At 30.3% G+C, this 18108-nt stretch carries 15 protein-coding genes and 1 CRISPR repeat array; of the genes, 8 read left to right on the forward strand and 7 right to left on the reverse strand.

The window, feature by feature from the left end; genetic code table 11:
- Window positions 1-27 precede the first annotated feature (27 nt).
- Window positions 28-2037, forward strand: a complete 2010-nt coding sequence (gene rqcH, locus METVU_RS06720; RefSeq protein ID WP_048196902.1) for a ribosome rescue protein RqcH — start codon at window positions 28-30, stop codon at window positions 2035-2037.
- A gap of 7 nt (window positions 2038-2044) precedes the next feature.
- Here the strand turns inward: rqcH and METVU_RS06725 are convergent, their stop codons facing one another.
- Window positions 2045-2659 (reverse strand): fumarylacetoacetate hydrolase family protein, encoded by a 615-nt coding sequence (locus METVU_RS06725; protein ID WP_015733441.1) that lies wholly within the window; start codon window positions 2657-2659, stop codon window positions 2045-2047.
- 342 nt (window positions 2660-3001) lie between these two features.
- Window positions 3002-3447: direct repeats of the CRISPR family, unit length 30 nt; unit sequence ATTAAAATCAGCACGGATCGTGATGGAAAC.
- A 564-nt stretch (window positions 3448-4011) separates the two neighbouring features.
- Between METVU_RS06725 and METVU_RS06730 the strand changes: the two genes are divergently transcribed.
- The gene (locus tag METVU_RS06730) at window positions 4012-4917 is read left to right on the forward strand and encodes an MraY family glycosyltransferase (protein ID WP_015733442.1); all 906 of its coding nucleotides are present in this window, start codon (window positions 4012-4014) and stop codon (window positions 4915-4917) included.
- A 118-nt stretch (window positions 4918-5035) separates the two neighbouring features.
- Here METVU_RS06730 and METVU_RS08900 read toward each other — a convergent pair whose 3' ends face one another.
- From METVU_RS08900 to METVU_RS06750, 4 genes are all read right to left on the reverse strand, one after another.
- Window positions 5036-8767 (reverse strand): LAGLIDADG family homing endonuclease, encoded by a 3732-nt coding sequence (locus tag METVU_RS08900; RefSeq protein WP_015733443.1) that lies wholly within the window; start codon window positions 8765-8767, stop codon window positions 5036-5038.
- 277 nt (window positions 8768-9044) lie between these two features.
- Window positions 9045-9653, reverse strand: coding sequence for a CDP-diacylglycerol--serine O-phosphatidyltransferase (pssA, locus tag METVU_RS06740; RefSeq protein ID WP_015733444.1), 609 nt, complete (start codon window positions 9651-9653; stop codon window positions 9045-9047).
- Between the two features lie 118 nt (window positions 9654-9771).
- Window positions 9772-10578 (reverse strand): deoxyribonuclease IV, encoded by an 807-nt coding sequence (locus METVU_RS06745; RefSeq protein WP_015733445.1) that lies wholly within the window; start codon window positions 10576-10578, stop codon window positions 9772-9774.
- Window positions 10579-10686: 108 nt separating this feature from the next.
- Window positions 10687-11955 (reverse strand): UbiD family decarboxylase, encoded by a 1269-nt coding sequence (locus METVU_RS06750; RefSeq protein ID WP_048196904.1) that lies wholly within the window; start codon window positions 11953-11955, stop codon window positions 10687-10689.
- Between the two features lie 294 nt (window positions 11956-12249).
- Between METVU_RS06750 and METVU_RS06755 the strand changes: the two genes are divergently transcribed.
- Window positions 12250-12621: a UPF0058 family protein gene (locus tag METVU_RS06755; protein ID WP_015733447.1), complete on the forward strand. Its 372-nt coding sequence runs from the start codon at window positions 12250-12252 to the stop codon at window positions 12619-12621.
- Window positions 12622-12675: 54 nt separating this feature from the next.
- Window positions 12676-13608 (forward strand): glutamine-hydrolyzing GMP synthase, encoded by a 933-nt coding sequence (guaA, locus tag METVU_RS06760; RefSeq protein ID WP_015733448.1) that lies wholly within the window; start codon window positions 12676-12678, stop codon window positions 13606-13608.
- A gap of 27 nt (window positions 13609-13635) precedes the next feature.
- On the opposite strand, the gene METVU_RS09015 is transcribed toward guaA, so the two are convergent.
- Complete coding sequence (locus METVU_RS09015; protein WP_015733449.1) at window positions 13636-13788, reverse strand: hypothetical protein; 153 nt, start codon at window positions 13786-13788, stop codon at window positions 13636-13638.
- Between the two features lie 259 nt (window positions 13789-14047).
- On the opposite strand from METVU_RS09015, the gene METVU_RS06765 reads away from it, so the two are divergent.
- On the forward strand, window positions 14048-14317 hold the full coding sequence (locus METVU_RS06765) for a hypothetical protein (RefSeq protein ID WP_015733451.1): 270 nt from the start codon (window positions 14048-14050) through the stop codon (window positions 14315-14317).
- A gap of 178 nt (window positions 14318-14495) precedes the next feature.
- Here METVU_RS06765 and argF read toward each other — a convergent pair whose 3' ends face one another.
- Window positions 14496-15410, reverse strand: a complete 915-nt coding sequence (argF, locus tag METVU_RS06770; RefSeq protein WP_015733452.1) for an ornithine carbamoyltransferase — start codon at window positions 15408-15410, stop codon at window positions 14496-14498.
- A gap of 348 nt (window positions 15411-15758) precedes the next feature.
- On the opposite strand from argF, the gene METVU_RS06775 reads away from it, so the two are divergent.
- From METVU_RS06775 to trm5b, 3 genes are all read left to right on the forward strand, one after another.
- Window positions 15759-16349, forward strand: coding sequence for a class I SAM-dependent methyltransferase (locus METVU_RS06775; protein WP_015733453.1), 591 nt, complete (start codon window positions 15759-15761; stop codon window positions 16347-16349).
- A 47-nt stretch (window positions 16350-16396) separates the two neighbouring features.
- Window positions 16397-16573 carry a hypothetical protein gene (locus tag METVU_RS09020; RefSeq protein WP_015733454.1) on the forward strand — a complete coding sequence of 59 codons (177 nt, stop codon included), beginning with the start codon at window positions 16397-16399 and terminating at the stop codon, window positions 16571-16573.
- 262 nt (window positions 16574-16835) lie between these two features.
- A complete protein-coding gene (trm5b, locus tag METVU_RS06780) occupies window positions 16836-17846 on the forward strand; it encodes a tRNA (guanine(37)-N1)-methyltransferase Trm5b (protein WP_015733455.1) in 1011 nt (336 codons plus the stop codon).
- The last annotated feature ends 262 nt before the right edge of the window (window positions 17847-18108 follow it).

The following is an 18108-nucleotide window of genomic DNA, read 5'->3' on the forward strand; positions in this document are numbered from 1 at the left end:
ATATATAAAACTATATTTGGTGAGATGATGAAAACCGAGATGACAAATGTAGATGTGTGTGGAGTTATTCTCGAATTACAGAAACTTGTTAATAGCAGGTTGGATAAGGCCTTTTTAGTTGAAAGGGATAACAATAGAGAGTTAATATTAAAGCTTCACGTTCCAGAAGGTGGAAGTAGAGAACTTGTAATAAGTGTTGGTAAATATAAATATATAACATTAACAAACTATGAGAGAGATAAACCTAAAATACCTCCATCATTTGCCATGTTATTAAGAAAGTATCTAAAAAACGCAAAATTAGTAAAAATTGAGCAAGTGAATTTTGATAGGATTGCAATACTTCACTTTGAAACAAGAGAGGGAATTTATAAATTAATTGTCGAGCTTTTTGGAGAAGGAAATGTAATATTCCTAAATTCTGAAGATACAATAATATCTCCTCTCAGAGTTGAGATATGGAGTTCCAGAAAGATCGTTCCAAAAGAAAAATACCAATTTCCACCACAAAAACCACTCAACCCTTATAACATTGAATATTCGATTGCCTATGAGGTCTTTAAAGATTATTTCATAAATAACAGAGGGGTTGAGTGCGTTAGGTTGATTTCGAGAGTTTTTGGGATAGGAGGGCTTTACGCTGAAGAAATTTGTGAGAGGGCAGGGATTGACAAGAAAAAAAAGGAGTTAAGCGAAGAAGAAATAAAAGTCCTATTTGAAACATCAAAAGAACTATTCAATGAAGTATTTAACAATAGAAAGCCACAGATTATCTTAAAGGATGGAGAGCATTATGATGTTGTGCCGGTAAACCTAAAAAAGTATGAAGATTTAGAGAAAAAATATTATGAAAGTTTTTTAGATGCAGTAGATGATTACTTTGCTAAATTTTTAACAAACGTTGAGGTAAAAAAGAAAAAGTCAAAAATTGAAAAAGAAATTGAAAGACAAGAAAATATACTAAAAAGACAATTAGAAACATTAGAGAGGTATAAAAAAGATGCTGAAAAAAACCAGATCAAAGGAGATCTAATCTATGCAAATTATCAAATAGTTGAAAATTTACTTTCTGCTATAAAACAAGCAAGAGAAAAAATGGATTGGGCAAGGATTAAAAAAATAGTTAAAGAAAATAAAGATCATCCAATATTGGATCTTGTAGAAGATATAAGGGAAAACATAGGGGAGATAATCGTCAGATTAAAAGCAGATGTTGGAGATAAAACAATAGAAGAAAGAATTCCACTTGATATAAGAAAAAACGCATCTGAAAATGCAGAGAGATTTTATGAGAAGGCAAAAAAACTTAAACATAAAGTAGAGGGTATAAAAACTGCCATAGAACTAACAAAGAAAAAGATAGAAGAACTTAAAAAGAAAGAAGAAAAAACACTTGGAGAAGAAATCCCAGAAATGAAGAAAAAGAAAAGAAAAGAGAGAAAATGGTATGAAAAGTTTAAATGGACAGTTATTAATGGATTTTTGGTTATTGCTGGGAAGGATGCAATAACAAATGAGATTCTCATTAAAAAATATACAGACAAAGATGATATTGTATTTCACGCAAATATTCAAGGGGCTCCATTTACAGTAATAAAAACGCAGGGTAGAGATGTAGATGAAGAAACATTGGAGGAGGTTGCTAAATTCTCTGTTTCTCATTCAAAAGCATGGAAGCTTGGATATGGGGCAATTGATACTTACTGGGTTAAGCCAGAGCAAATTTCCAAAACAGCTGAGAGTGGGGAATATTTAAAAAGAGGGGCGTTTGTTATACGAGGAGAAAGGCACTATTATAGAAATACTCCTTTAGAGTTAGGAATTGGGGTCTTAGAATATGATGGGGACTTAAAAATAACAACTGCCCCTCCAAAAGCGCTGAAAAAGCATTTTATTAAGTGGGTGTTGCTAAAACCATCCAACAAGGAAAAAGGAAAAGTTGTTAAAGAGTTAAAGGAGTTGTTTAAAGAATATGATGTAGACGATGAAGAAATATTAAGGGTTTTACCGCCGGGAGGATGTGAGATTGTTAAATAAAATCTTGTTATTCATCCTTAACATAGTTTCTTAGGATTCCAATGTTCTCAATCTCACACTCTACCACATCTCCGTTTTTTAATTCTCCAACACCCGGAGGGGTTCCTGTTGATATAATATCTCCTTTATAAAGCGTCATTATCGAAGAAACGAATTCAACTAACTCATACACGTCAAAGATCATATTTTTTGTATTTGATTTTTGTTTTATCTTGCCATTAACCCTACATTCAATATTCAAATTCATAGGATCTATATCCTTTACAATTCTGGGACCTATTGGGCAAAAGGTATCAAACGATTTTGCCCTTGTCCATTGTCCATCCTTCTGCTGTAAATCCCTCGCAGTAATATCATTTAAAATTGTATATCCCATTATATACTCATCTGCCTCACTTTTTTTAACATTTTTACACTTTTTTCCAATAACAACAGCCAATTCCACTTCATAATCAACTCTATTAGACACTTTCGGACGAATGATATAATCTTCATGATAAATAATAGCCGACGTTGGTTTTAAAAATATTATTGGATAATCAGGTAGCTCCATATTAAGTTCTTTTGCATGATCCACATAATTCAACCCAACACATACAATTTTCGTCGGATTAATTTCCATTTATCTCACCTTTATATTTATACCATCTTTATTGCAAACTACGTCTATATAATAATTATCCTTGGCATGTATTTTTATCTTGTTGTTTGTTTTTGTTTTTTTGTGTTTTTAGTTTTTGGTTTAGATTTTTGTTTTTTATTTGTTTTTAGTTGGTTTCTGAGGGTTGGTTAATTATATTTTATGTTTTTATATTTTATTTATTGTTGTTTTTTAAATAAAAGTTTGAATTATTTTGTTATAGGGTTTATAAAGAAAAGGGGTTATTTGGGGGTAGGATAATTATGGTGTGGAAAACTATAAATATAAGTAAAAATATTATAATGAAATAAGAAAAATTACCCTATTAAAATCAGCACGAGTCGTGATGGAAACCCTGTTATACAAGATTTTTACGAATTATCAGTAAATACATTATTAAAATCAGCACGGATCGTGATGGAAACACAATTAGACAAGCACAGCAACAAAATATGATGTATCAGCAATTAAAATCAGCACGGATCGTGATGGAAACGAGATACTTACAACAATAAAAGGAAGGAATAACTATCCTTATTAAAATCAGCACGGATCGTGATGGAAACATAAACGAAGATGCAAAGAGAAATATGATTTACGGATTTTATTAAAATCAGCACGGATCGTGATGGAAACGAATCAATAAGATTAGCTAAGGTATCCAACAAATTATTAAAATCAGCACGGATCGTGATGGAAACCCAATATTCACTGTGGTATTTATGTTTTGATAATTATATATTAAAATCAGCACGATTCGTGATGGAAATGTTCTAAGCCACTAACATCTATACTATGCTTTCGAGCTAATTAAAATCAGACCTCTTCGAGGATGGAAACGTTATATATTACTTTATGTTTGTTATATATTATGTGAATCGATTAAAATCAGACCTCTTCGAGGATGGAAAACTGAATTATCTCAATGTCTCCAAGTTTTTCTCTTAATTAAAATCAGACCTCTTCGAGGATGGAAATCTTGGTGGTATGTTAATAACTCCTCCATCTTTTTTTATTATATTAAAATCAGACCTCTTTGGGAAGAGAATACTTTAATCATTACTTTTTTCTTAAATTAATATTACTAACTCTAAAATTAAACATCTTTCGATGATCTACACATCCGAGTGTACGTGAAGTTTTGATCAACCCCCCCTTTTGACAAGAAAAATTGTAAATAATAAAAAATTCAAAAATGAAAAAATAGACAAAGATGCAACATTAAATTCCATATGAAAAGTAGTAAATAATAAATAATAATAAATAATAGAGTAGTTAGAAGAAATAACACACATAACTGTAAAAAATAAGAAATAAAAGTGGGAGTAGGGACTATGATGTTGATTGCAATCTCTGGTGTCATAGCAGTTATATCATTTGTATTTTCATTATTTTTTAGTTATTTTTTAATTAAAAGGATGGTAAAATTTAAATATGGATTTGATCTGCATAAAAAAGACAAAATTAAGGTTCCAGAAATGGGAGGATTGTCTCCTCTTTTTACAAACTCTCTACTTATTCCTTATCTATCACCAATATTTTTAATTCCCATAACAACTTCTGGCATTATTGGAATAATTGATGATATTGCAAAACTTTCTCCAAAAGAAAAATTGATACTTCTATTTATATCTGGACTTTTCGTAGGAGGAATATTTTACGAATATGGGGAAATAAACTCTTTATCTTATATTATTGGTATTGCAGTTGGAATAACTATCTTTTCCAACTTGACTAATATGTTAGCAGGATTTAATGGTTTAGAGATAGGGATGGGTGTTATATCATCAATATTTTTTTCATTGATATTGTTTTTAAAAGGACATATTTTAGAGGGGATGTTATGTTTGATATTTTCTTGTTCATATCTTGGTTTACTTGTCTTTAATAAGTATCCTGCAAGGATATTTCCTGGGGATGTTGGAACATTGCCAATTGGTGCATTTTTATCTACGATAGCTATTGTTTCTAATGAAGTTGTGCCCTTTATTGTAATAATGCTTCCCTATTTGCTTGATGCATCTTTAAAATATTATAGTGCAGGAGTTATGAGTAGAGATGAGCATAAACCTACAAAGTTAGGAGAAGATGGACGATTATACTATGCTGGAGGATATTTATCCCTCCCACGTTTTATTCTAAAATACAAACCTATGAAAGAGCCAGAATTAGTTTTAATAATATGGATTGTAGGTATTATTTGCGGAATCTTTGGAATTTTGGTATCTATGTTTTTGTAGTTTTGTAAAATAATAATATAAACTTAAAATTTAAAATAATTTCTAAAATAAAAGAAATAAAAGAAAATAAAATAATAAAAAATAGAATTAAAGAGGATTTTAGATATTATACCATGATTTATTGCACATCAACGTATATATCTTTTCCTTCATCAATTGCATCTAAAATCTCTTTTCCAATTTTTGTTCTTTTGTTTATTCTAACGGTTCCATCATTTCTTACAGTTACGGTTGTTAATAACTTCCCATCTATATAAATTTTTATGTTCTCTCCTGCAAAGTCCTCTCCGACATCAACGATCACATACTTATCTGTCTCATAGATTCGTGTTGATTCAAGTTCATTCACAAACTCATACTTTCTATAAATGTTTTCTAAATCCTTTTCTTCTTCTTTCTCCTTCTCTTTAACTGAAATCTTTAATCCAAGCATATCTTCCAATTTTGAAATCTCTTTTCCTCCTTTACCTATAATTGCCCCAATATACTTCTCTGGAACAATTAAATCAATTGAGTTATCTCCAGTAACCTTTACCATTGGCTTTGCCTTTCTTGGGAGAAGTTTTTTCAGTATCTCCTCCAACTTCTCTTCAGCATATCCATATATTGGAGCTTTTTTATTATTATCCTGCTCTTTAATTGGCATAACAACAACTTGCTCTCCATATGTATAGATCTCATACTCAACTTCTCCTGTTTCAAAGTCCTTAACTTCAATAACCGGTCTTGCTAAGTCCTCTTCAACCATTCCATAAGGCACTTTTACAGTAAAGTTTATTTCATAAACCTTCTGAATCTTTCCATCCTTTATAAAGATTACAGTATCTACAACTTGAGGAATAACTCCTAACTCAACTCTTCCAATCAATCTTTGAATGGCATCTATCGGTTTTGAAGCATGAACAACTCCAACCATTCCAACTCCTGCAAGTCGCATATCTGCAAATATCTCAAAGTCCCTCGTCTTTCTAACCTCATCGTATATTGTGTAATCAGGTCTAACCAATAATAGAATATCACATGTCTTTTCCATATCTCCCTCTAATGGAGCGTATTGAGTTATCTCCTTACTAACTTGCAGATCTCTTGGACTTTCCATGGTTTTAACTATTTTATCCTGACTCTTATAGAACTCTGCCAAAGCAGTTACAAACGTTGAGTTATGCACGATTATTGGAGTTTCATTTATTATGAAGTTATGATATGGCACTTCTATATCATAGACAAAGTCATTATAGTTAATTTCTTCTTTTTCAACAATTTTATCCCAGAAGACATTTTTATTTAGTATTGCTATTAAATTTGAGAAATATGCTTCAATTTTATTCAATCTTTCATAATACTCCTCACAAATCTCGTCAATATATTGGGATAATAATATCAAATTTGGAAGCTTTTTCTCTTTCATTAGTAATCTTTTCATTTCTGTGCTTAATACTTCTGACTTAAACTTTATAAATGGAGCATCTTTTATCTTGTCGATTATTTCATTTAATTGTTTATCTACTCTTTCCCAGTGCATTAAGGTATCTTCTAAGTTAAACTCTTTGTTAAACTCCTCTAAATATTTTATAATTGTTTTTAATGTTGGTTTTCTCTCATTGGATAGACATTTGCTAAATGCATTGTGGTCTATGTGATGTTCTTTGCAAAAGTCCTGTGTATTAACTGTCTTTAACAGTTCATTCAGTTGTTTTATAACTTCTTTCCAGTTCTTTAATGTTGAATTTATTTCTTTAAGGTCTTTAATTGTATTTTCATAAGCTATGTAATCCTTATACTTTCCAACCAATATATTTAAGTGCTTTTCTAATCTATCTATTGAGTATTCGTTTTTATTGGCATTGTCTAATGATTCTTCAAACAGGCCATATAACTCCTTCAGAATATTTCCAACTGGAACTGTTCCCACATTTGGATTGCTCTCTTTGATTAAAAACTTCTCAAATCCTGCAACCTTAAATCTTGGTTTTATTATGTTGTAAAATTTAGCAATATCCTCTGAATTTTGAATTAATATTCTATAATAGATGTTATCTCCAATTTTTTTCTCTTTTAGGAGTGGAGTTATGCCTAATCTGATTAATAAATAATAAATGCCGTTAGCAAATTCCTTGCTTGCCGTTGCTATCTCAATGCCTTTCTCTCCAATATAACCATCTCCTTCAAACACTCCCCTTATAAACGCTGATATTATCTCATTATCTCCTCTAAATACAACCTCTGGAACTTTTAATGTTTTTGACTTTTTACTTTCTGGATAGCCAAGGGCTTTTAGAACCAAATATATTGTTTTTGGATTTCTTATTCTTAATCTTTCTCTATCAACAAAGTAAAACTCATCCTCTTTAATGTCAAAGACCTTCATCATCAGTTCTTTGTAGTGCTTAATTAACTTATCATCCAAGTTGTTAAATTCAACATTTCCACCACTACCCTCTGCCCATAACAGCCCCAACAACTCAGCAAAGTTTTCATCTAATTTAATATTTGCCCTTATTTTTCTTGATTTTATGTGATTATCTCCTTTATAATAGAGACATTTAACTTTATCATTACTATTAACTTCATTTATTGGTTTCTCTTCTCCATTATCTAAGATAGCATAAAACTTATTTCCCTCTTCAATATTTTTAATTAATTGTAGGATGTTAAGTTCAACTTTCTCTCCTTCAATATCTATATTTTTAGCTACTCCAATAACATCTCCCACATCTAAGTTTTTAACTTCTCTCCATCCTACAAGCCCATCTTTAATGCACAATATTGGATGTCTTTCGGATAATATTAATTCTCTTCCTAATCTTGTCATAATCCTTATTAATCTACTCTCTTTTCTCTTATATGTCTTAATAATTGGATTTGCTACAACTTTATCCAATCCAACGGATAAAACATAGTCCCCTAATTTTAACTCCTCTATGTTCTTAAATGTTCCATCTGGCAGTAAGACCTTTGTTCCTTTTGGCAAACACTTTCCACTTCCAGGAGGTCCAGAAACAAAGATCCCCTCTGCCCTCTCCTTTAGTCGCTCCATCAACTTATCCGAAAGCTTATAATCATCTAATGATGCCTTAACTATTGGTCTAACTGCTGTAACCTCTAATGCCTCAGAAAATGGAGGCCTTGCAATTGAAATTCTAATATTTCCTAATTGAATAACTGTTGCTCCTTCTCTTTGAATTTCGAAGAATCCATTGTTTTGCTCTGCATATTTTATAATGTTGTCAATTATATCCTCCATCTCTTCTTTTGTTAGTTCTTTATCTCCTATTGGAACAAGTTTAACCTCTCCGGGCTTACCTTTTTTAGCATAAGGCAAACATCCCTCTTTTAAATGCACGGACATTGTTTCTTTATCAAAGTATTTATCTAACACGAGTTCAACTTTCTCTTCTGTTGTTTCTAAGAAATATGCCTCAATACCCTGTGCTTTTGCTAAATTGTATTGAATCCAATCGCTTGTTAATAGTATAGAGTTTGTCTCTTTGGCTACTTTTCTAATCATTGCATCTATTTCTCCACTCTTTGCTAAAAATATCTCTTCTCTTGTAGGTCTCTCCCCAAAATATTCAATTTTAATATTGTGCTCTTTTGCTTTTTCTATTAATTTTCTAAGCTCCTCAATTCCTTTGTATCCTATTTCTCTTCCTCTATTTGCTTGATATTCCAATTCAGAAACAACTGCTTCAGGAATAATTATTGTAGCATCTTTTAATTTTTCTTTTTCAATTAACTCTGTTATTCTACCATCGATAACAACGCATGTATCAACGCAAACCTTTTTTCCAACTAAGTTTAGCTCGTCTATTGTCTTTGTTTCCAACTTTTTTCTCTCTTCAAGGTTCATGAATCTCACCAAAAATAATAATAAGTTGAAATAACAAAATAAATTGAACTTAAATATTCAAATATATGTAAGGTATTTAATGATGTTAAACAGGTTGAGGACAATAATAAATGTTATGTCCTCTTACTATTTAAATACCTTCTTTTGTGGATATTTTAATGAGTCAGTTTATTATATTTTCTACACACCTAAATGTTCTCAACTTGTAGTTTTTATTTTTATCATTTTTTATTATTTTCAGTTTTATGTTATTTCAAATTTAAATTTAGAAGGTATTTTAATGAGATTGTTTTAAATATGTAATTATGCCCCCTATACAATAGATAAGACAAAGGAGTAAAGCAAAATATGGGATTCCAAAGATTGCCAGTATCAAAGAAATCGCAAATATGCAAAGAATGATTTTATTTCTCATTTTTTTATACCTTATATCGCTTATCATTAATAATCCCACTAATATTGCAATTATTGCATCCATATAACTGTTGTTTATTATCTGACAGAAACCTACAAGTAAAATAGCCCCTGCAGGAATTGGAAGGCCAACAAATCCTTCAACATTTAGTATTCCGAATCTTGCCAAGCGTAGCGCACCACATAAACAGAATATTATGGCTGAAACAAGAACAAAATTTGAATCATAGTGAGTATATAAAAGATAAGATGGAGCAACACCGAAACTTACAATATCCGAAATACTATCAAGTTCTGCACCGAATTCAGAAACAGTCCCTGTTTTTCTTGCAACATATCCGTCTAATGCATCAAACATCACTGAAAGATAGATTAAAGAAAACATGCTAAAAAAAATTGCTAATAATCCGGAGATGATATTTAACATGGTTATATAGTCAGAAATCGTTATTATCTTTCGTATGTTGAACATGTTATCCCTTTTTATAAATTCTACCTCATGCTTTTAGTATTAATGAAATAACGAAAACTAAAAGTTAAATAACCAGAAATCAGGGCAGAGTGAAGGTTTTATAGGTTATAAAGTTTAGTCATAACTCTAAGTATGTCTTTAAAAGTTTTACAGCGTCATATTCTAACAGGGGACTTTCACAGATAACAGTTCCCGAAGCATCAAAATCTTTCAATGCTTTTAATACATCCCTATAATTGAAGTTTGACTCATCTAAGGGGAGATGTCTTCTTTCACCACCTTTTCCATATTCTATTCCAGAAAGATGAATATGCATGTCTTTTATTGCTTCTTTTCCTAAGTTATCTTCTAATTTTTGAAGGATCTTGCAAAATGAATTATAGTCATTAATTTTTCCCTTACTTCTTGCATATATGTGTGAAAAATCAATACACGGTAGTATTTCAAGTTCAGAGCAGAGAGCGATTGTTTCGTCAATATCTCCAAATTGTGATGTTCTTCCTGTTGTTTCAGGCCTTAATAAAACATTTAACTTTAAGTTATTTATTTTTTCTAAGATTCTCTGAGTGTTTGACTTTATCTTGTTGAATGTGTCTTCTTTATTGTTTTTTAGGTAGTAGCCGGGATGAAACACAAGGTTTCTTCCGCAGTTATGGAGCACTTTTGCTGTTTTTATAATCCTTTTTATACTATTTTCAACTTTCTCCTCTTCATTTGCATTTAAATTTATATAGTGTGGAGCGTGAGCAGAGAATACTATTCCATTACCATATTCTTTCAATTTCCTTGCATAGTCCTCTTTCATATATACTCCTTTGACAAATTCAAGTTCCATAGCCCCTAAATTTAAACTTTTTAGAACATCTATTGCCTTGAATTCATCTTTCGCTGTTAAAGGAACTCCCGCAGTGCCAAATATTAACATATACACACCTTTTCTTAAAAGAATTAATTTAATTAGTCATCTTTTGATGTTGTTATAATTATTATGGTTATTATTGATTATTGTTTTTTACTTTTAGATTATTCAAATTTACTCTTCAGGAATTTTCGCTCTTTCAAAATGTTCCCTTCCTTTAATTAAACTCATAGTAGCATCGATTCCAACTTTTGCCGTTAATTTATTTTTTAAATCGCTTGATGGATCTAAGGATGAACCCTTAGCCCCAGGGATCACTATTATATCCTTATCTCCCTGAACCCTTGTGGCTATTGCATACTCTACATCATTTATATCAAATATATTTATATCATCATCAACAACGACTACATGTTTTAAGCTTGGATGGGAAGCAAATGCTGCTAATATCGCGTTTTTACCATCACCTTCTGTTCTTTTATCTATCTGTATAACTGCATGAAGCCAACAACATCCCCCCTCAGTTAGAATAACATTCTTTACTGTTGGGATTGTGTTCCTAACGCCTTTTAAAATTCTCGGCTCCTGAGGCATTCCCATAAGTGTCTTATGTTCTATCCCCCCAGGTAATAAAGCGTGAATTATTGGTTTTTCTTTTGAGTAGATCTTCTCCACTCTAATAATTGGCTGTTTTCTAACAATATCATATGTTCCAGTTATATCTACAAAAGGACCCTCATCATCCATCTCTCTTAAAATTTTTCCTTGTATAATTATCTCCGCCTCAGGCACCAACAGTCCATTATCTATCTCAAACACATCCATTTCTCCTCCTAATAATGCAGAAGCAAATTTTAACTCATTAAATGTTATATCTCCTGAAGTAGCTCCTGCTAATAGAACAGCAGGATGCACGCCCATTACTATTGCAATATCTAAATATCCCTTTTCTTCTAATGCTTTGTTGTATAAAAAGTGTAAATGCCTCTGTTCAACCATTCTTATAACTAAATGATCCTCTTTAACCAAAATCCTATGAATAGAGAGATTATATCCAAAATCTTCATCATAGGCAATAACTACACCGCTTGTTATATAAGCCCCTGCATCTTTTTCATAGTAAATTGGAATTGGAAATTCGTTAAGTTTTTCTGGTGGTAATACGTTATATTTATTTTTTAGATTATTATTTATGTTAAGTTTAGCATTTTTTTCATTTTCCATTGCTTTAAGCATAAAAAATATGAAATTCTTCTTGTCTACATTAAAAATTTTAGACAGCGTGTCTCTACTACACAGATTTCCTACAACTTCAAATCCGTCAACATCTTTAATATAAACGGGCTTACCATCATATTTCTTTAATATTCTTGTGATTCCAAATTTTCTATTGGCTTTTTCAATGACAACAGGATCTAAATTTTTTATTATCTCCCTAAGCATGTCAATCACCATGGCAAGATATTTATAACCCCTTAATTATTATTAAATTATATTATTTTTATTTTTATTATCATTATCATTGATTATCTTCTTCGATAATTATCTCATTCAGAACTTTTCTATTTTAAGTTCTTTAAATAAATATTTTTAAAAATAAATAAAGTGATATTTCTCAAATGGCTTAATAAAATTATTTAATTCGTAAAAAACTATATATATTTCAACTTCAAATTTTAATAGTAATTTATTGTGATTATCAATGTTTATTCTTGCTGTGATATTTAAAGTGATACCATGCACAAAGAGCAATTAATGAAACTTCATCAATTTTTTGTCTATGTTGTAAAAGAAATCATAGATAATGATATAGAAAATACAACTAATGAATGCAATAAATTGCTCGAAATCTACGAAACATTAGATATAAGGCCTCATCACATCCATCGGCTCAAAAGTGAACAAAAAGCTGCAATTTTATTATTATCTGCCTGCGTTGCCAGTTATCTCTCAAATACTATGGATGGTGTTCCAAAAAACTTAGCTAAAAAACTTGAAGAAAACGCTTTTAAACACCTAAATAATTGTAAGAAAAATTTTTTAATACCTGAAGAGAATGAAAATATGGGCGAAACTGCCGAAGAAGAGGTAGATGCTGATAACGAATAAATCATTTTTAAACAATTAACAACATGCATGTTAAAAATTAAAGGGTGATTTCCAGTGTTTGATCCGAAAGCATTTATTGAAGAATCAGTAAAAGAGATCAAAGAGCAAATCGGAGATAGAAATGCAATAATCGCTTTAAGTGGTGGAGTTGATAGCTCAGTAGCTGCGGTTTTAACCCACAAAGCCATTGGAGATAAATTAACCGCTGTTTTTGTAGATACTGGTCTTATGAGAAAGGGAGAAAAAGAAGAAGTAGAGAAAACATTTAAGGAGAAATTAGAAATGAATTTGATAATTGTAGATGCAAAAGATAGATTTTTAAATGCTTTAAAAGGAGTAAAAGATCCAGAAGAAAAAAGGAAGATAATTGGAAAACTCTTTATAGATGTGTTTGAAGAAATTGCAGAAAAAATAAAAGCAGAGGTCTTAGTCCAAGGAACCATTGCCCCCGACTGGATAGAAACCAGAGGAAATATAAAAAGCCATCATAATGTTGCTTTACCCCATGGAATGGTTCTTGAAGTTGTAGAACCCCTGAGAGAGTTGTATAAAGATGAAGTTAGAATATTAGCGAGAGAATTGGGGCTTCCTGATAGCATAGTTTATAGACAGCCATTTCCGGGACCTGGATTGGCAGTAAGGATATTGGGAGAAATAACAGAAGAGAAATTGAATATTTGTAGAGAAGCGAATGCAATAGTTGAAGAAGAAGTAAAAAAAGCAGGAATTGATAAAGATCTTTGGCAATATTTTGCTGCTGTTTTGGATTGTAAAGCGACAGGAGTAAAGGGAGATGAAAGGGACTATAACTGGATAGTTGCTCTTCGAATGATTAAATCAATAGATGCAATGACTGCTCATGTTCCAGAAATCCCATTTGATCTTTTAAAAAGAATAAGTAAAAGAATAACCTCAGAAATTCCAAATGTATCAAGAGTAGTGTTTGATATAACTGATAAACCACCCGCAACAATAGAATTTGAATAGAAAGAAAAAAAAGAATATATAATGTATTTAATGTATTGTTGCTAAATGGGTCGCGACTGTGGTATTTATCTGATTCTGAAATGAAAGATAAGTATCTATTAAGTAGTGGTAAAACAGCGACCCAATAACCAATATTGCCCCCACACACAATAATACAGCTATTTTTTCAGTAGATACCATACTTACCACCAATACAGAAAAATCCCAATTTATACTTTTTTATCTCCTTAAATAATTTCTTTTTGCGTAGGTTTTTGTATAGGTTAACATAAGACCAAAAAATGATACATATAAAACTTTATTTTTTTAAACTTCTTTGGTTGTGGAAACCTATGGCAAAAAAAAAACAAATTAGTAAATTTTTTAAATATATAAAGATAATTTTTATTTTATTTATTTATTTTGAAATATTTAAAATCATAAAAATTGAGGAGATACTATGGTAAGTTTGAGAATACAGCGAGTAAAGAATGAAACTGAATTAGAAGATAAAATAAGCGATTATCTTGCAATGGGTTATAAAATAAAAAGAAGGCAAGATAATAGTGCAGAACTTTGGAAAAGAAATTATGGGGGCATATTATTGCATATAATATTATTTATCCTTTCAGGTTTTACAGGTATATTAAATATATTATATTTACTATACAAACATTTTTCACCAGAGGATGCTGTATTAATAAAAATAGATAATAAAAGTAATAGTTAACTTTAATTTATATAGACATAATTGTTAAATTTTATTTTTATAAGATATTCACTGTCAAATATAAACTTAAACACTCCCTTCTGAACGTGCAATATATTCTCTGCGAAACTTTTCAAAAAAGTTTCATCAAAACAGGAATCAAAACAAATACTCCACCTCGACAGTGTCTCTTAGATCCCTACCTCTCGAATATAAACTTAAACACTCCCTTCTGAACATGTAATCTATTCTCTGCCTCATCATAGACAACTGAATGCTCCCCATCAATAACATCATCGGTTATCTCTAAGCCCCTATTTGCTGGGAGGCAGTGCATAACTATAACGTCATCTTTTGCATACTCCAAGATATTGTTATTAATTTGGAAAGGTGGAAAGATTTTTAAAACCTCTTCTTTGTTTTTGTCATCCCCCATGCTAACCCATACATCAGTGTATAATATATCTGCCTCTTCAACGGCCTCTATTGGATCGTTTGTTAATGTTAGAGAGCCCTCTCCATAATTATCTATAATCTCCTTAGCTTTTAATATTGTTTTAGCATTTGGTTCATAACCCCTTGGTGTTGCTATATAAATATCCATTCCAACCAATGCAGAGCCCAAAATCAAAGAATTACAAACATTATTTCCATCTCCCAAATAAGCTATTTTTAATCCCTTAAAATTTCCTTTATACTCTTTTATAGTCATTAAATCAGCCAATATTTGACAAGGGTGGGCTAAATCGCTTAAAGCATTTATAACAGGAACTGTTGAATACTTAGCCATCTCCTCTAAGTGTCTATGCTTATAGACCCTTGCTACTATTGCATCAACATATCTACTCATAACCTTTGCAGTGTCCTTTATTGACTCTTTCTTTCCTAAATGTATCTCATTCTGGTTCATTATTAATGGATGCCCTCCTAACTCATAAACGGCAATATCAAAACTCATTCTTGTTCTTGTTGAGGGTTTTTCAAATATTATTGCAATACTCTTCCCTTCTAAGATTTTTTCATGTTTTCTTCTATTTTTTTTAAAGTATATTCCATATTCAATAATTTTTAACACATCCTCTCTACTTAACACATCCAAATCTAAGAGATGCATTTTATCACCTTTTATACTATTAAAAACTATTTTATATTACCATGATCCTTTATTTATATTGTTGTAGTTTCTTACGTAATGATAGGCGATATTTGCAAAATTACGCGTTTATGTAGTTATTGAATGAAATTAAATAAAAAGGACAATATTTATGGGAATTAACAATTAACTATTAATAATATTGATGTTTTTGTAATTCTTTTTATTTATTAACTTTTTGTGTTATATTTTCAGTGTCATAAGTTTTTGAGAACTGATTTATTATTGTATTTTTTATAATAAATTAACTGTTTAAGAATTTGTCATAAATTATTAACAGATACTAAAATAAGAGCATACGGTGATAGAATGCACTATTTCTCTGAAAAGCCAACGACCAAATCAGATATAAAAATTGTTGAAGACATTTTAAGAGGAAAAAAATTAAAATTTAAAACAGATAGTGGAGTTTTTTCTTATGGAAAGGTTGATAAAGGAACAAAAATTTTAGTTGAGAATGTAGTTGTTGATAAAGATGATGACATTTTAGATTTGGGCTGTGGTTATGGTGTTATTGGCATTGCCTTAGCTGATGAAGTAAAATCAGTTACAATGGCTGATATAAACAGGAGGGCAATAAAATTAGCCAAAGAGAATATAAAGCTAAATAATTTAGAAAATTATGATATTAGGGTAGTTCATAGTGATCTATATGAAAATGTTAAAGACAGAAAGTATGATAAGATTATAACAAATCCACCAATAAGAGCTGGGAAGGAGGTCTTACATAGAATTATTGAGGAAGGTAAAGAACTTTTAAAAGATGGGGGAGAAATTTGGGTAGTTATTCAAACAAAGCAGGGAGCTAAGTCATTAGCTAAATTTATGGAAGATGTCTTTGGAAATGTTGAAACAGTTACAATAAAAGGAGGTTATAGGGTTTTAAAAAGTAAAAAATAGATTTTATAAAGTTTTATATAAATCTATTAAAAACGGATGGTGATTAAATGAATTTAAAATCAATTTGGGCAATTATTGATAGTAAAATGTTTGATAAGGTTATGTATTTAGTAATCTTCGCAATTAGTGTGGCGGTAGCAATACTGCCACATTACAAAAATGCATTTTTTTCAGTAAATTTTAGGAATATTATCACTGCCGGTTGTTGTATTGGTTTTTATTAAACTACTGCATCGCATTATGTATAATCCAAAATCCAATAGATTGACATATAAAATACCAAAAATAACTTTATTGATTATGATTTTATTACTCGTATTTACTGAAATTTTAGTAATATATGCCACTATTGTTAAATTTTTTATGTGAAATCCTACAAATACCTTTTTAGCTTATTAATAATTAATTACTAATTATGGCTTAATTTGGGAACTATATTCCTATATTGTAAGAATAAAATTTTGTTATAAACTACTCGGTGATTCCATGCCTCTCTGTCTAAAAATAAATAAAAAACATGGTGAGCAAACAAGAAGAATATTGATAGAGAATAACTTATTAAACAAGGATTATAAAATAACTTCCGAAGGAGATTATCTCTATCTACCAATAAAAGATGTTGATGAAGAGATTTTAAAGAGTATTTTAGATATTGAGTTTGAGTTAGTTGATAAAGAACTTGAAGAGAAAAAAATAATTAAAAAACCAAGTTTTAGAGAAATAATATCAAAAAAATATAGAAATGAAATTGACAGGGGCTTAATATCCCTCTCTTATGATGTAGTTGGTGATTTGGTAATTTTGCAGATTTCAGATGAGGTTGATGAAAAAATAAGAAAGGAGATTGGAGAATTAGCTTACAAACTAATCCCATGCAAAGGAGTTTTTAGAAGAAAAAGTGAAGTTAAAGGAGAGTTTAGAGTTAGGGAGTTAGAGCATTTAGCAGGGGAGAATAGAACTCTAACAATCCATAAAGAGAATGGTTATCGTTTGTGGGTTGATATAGCGAAGGTTTATTTCTCTCCAAGATTGGGAGGGGAGAGGGGAAGGATTATGAAAAAGGTCTCTTTGAATGATGTGGTTGTCGATATGTTTGCTGGAGTGGGGCCGTTTTCAATAGCTTGCAGAAATGCTAAAAAGATTTACGCCATAGATATAAATCCACATGCAATAGAACTTTTAAAAAAGAATATAAAGTTAAATAAATTAGAACATAAGATAATACCTATATTAAGTGATGTTAGAGAGGTTGATGTTAAAGGAAATAGGGTTATAATGAATTTGCCAAAATTTGCTCATGAATTTGTAGATAAGGCATTGGATATTGTAGAAGAGGGAGGAGTTATACACTATTACACAATTGGAAAGGGCTTTGATGAAGCAATAAAATTGTTTGAGAAGAAGTGTGATTGTGAAGTTTTAGAGAAAAGAATAGTTAAGAGTTATGCACCAAGAGAATATATACTTGCCTTGGATTTTAAAATTAATAAAAAATAATAAATGATCATATAAAATAATCATATAAAATAGTTGAAGAATTTATAAAAGAAAATGAACAGAAGATTGAAAAATAAATTTAAGAATGAGAAGATTATTATTAAAATGAATTAAAAGATGAACCAAAAAAGAATCAACTACAAAGGGAGATGTTTTATTGGTTGAATAGAGATTAAAATGGAAATTAGAGCTACAAAAGAAGAAATATTAAGATATGTAGATAATAAATTCAACCAAATAAAAATATTGATAATTATAATAA

Origin of the sequence: Methanocaldococcus vulcanius M7 (genome assembly GCF_000024625.1) — an archaeon.
In the GTDB taxonomy this organism is placed as follows: Archaea; AGJL01; Methanococci; order Methanococcales; family Methanocaldococcaceae; genus Methanocaldococcus; species Methanocaldococcus vulcanius.

Excerpts from the sequence above, each read along its gene's own strand:
- rqcH (WP_048196902.1), top strand. The coding sequence starts at position 28 with ATGAAAACCGAGATGACAAATGTAGATGTGTGTGGAGTTATTCTCGAA.
- METVU_RS06725 (WP_015733441.1), bottom strand. The coding sequence starts at position 2,659 with ATGGAAATTAATCCGACGAAAATTGTATGTGTTGGGTTGAATTATGTG.
- METVU_RS06730 (WP_015733442.1), top strand. The coding sequence starts at position 4,012 with ATGATGTTGATTGCAATCTCTGGTGTCATAGCAGTTATATCATTTGTA.
- METVU_RS08900 (WP_015733443.1), bottom strand. The coding sequence starts at position 8,767 with ATGAACCTTGAAGAGAGAAAAAAGTTGGAAACAAAGACAATAGACGAG.
- pssA (WP_015733444.1), bottom strand. The coding sequence starts at position 9,653 with ATGTTCAACATACGAAAGATAATAACGATTTCTGACTATATAACCATG.
- METVU_RS06745 (WP_015733445.1), bottom strand. The coding sequence starts at position 10,578 with ATGTTAATATTTGGCACTGCGGGAGTTCCTTTAACAGCGAAAGATGAA.
- METVU_RS06750 (WP_048196904.1), bottom strand. The coding sequence starts at position 11,955 with ATGCTTAGGGAGATAATAAAAAATTTAGATCCTGTTGTCATTGAAAAA.
- METVU_RS06755 (WP_015733447.1), top strand. The coding sequence starts at position 12,250 with ATGCACAAAGAGCAATTAATGAAACTTCATCAATTTTTTGTCTATGTT.
- METVU_RS09015 (WP_015733449.1), bottom strand. The coding sequence starts at position 13,788 with ATGGTATCTACTGAAAAAATAGCTGTATTATTGTGTGTGGGGGCAATA.
- METVU_RS06765 (WP_015733451.1), top strand. The coding sequence starts at position 14,048 with ATGGTAAGTTTGAGAATACAGCGAGTAAAGAATGAAACTGAATTAGAA.
- argF (WP_015733452.1), bottom strand. The coding sequence starts at position 15,410 with ATGCATCTCTTAGATTTGGATGTGTTAAGTAGAGAGGATGTGTTAAAA.
- METVU_RS06775 (WP_015733453.1), top strand. The coding sequence starts at position 15,759 with ATGCACTATTTCTCTGAAAAGCCAACGACCAAATCAGATATAAAAATT.
- METVU_RS09020 (WP_015733454.1), top strand. The coding sequence starts at position 16,397 with ATGAATTTAAAATCAATTTGGGCAATTATTGATAGTAAAATGTTTGAT.
- trm5b (WP_015733455.1), top strand. The coding sequence starts at position 16,836 with ATGCCTCTCTGTCTAAAAATAAATAAAAAACATGGTGAGCAAACAAGA.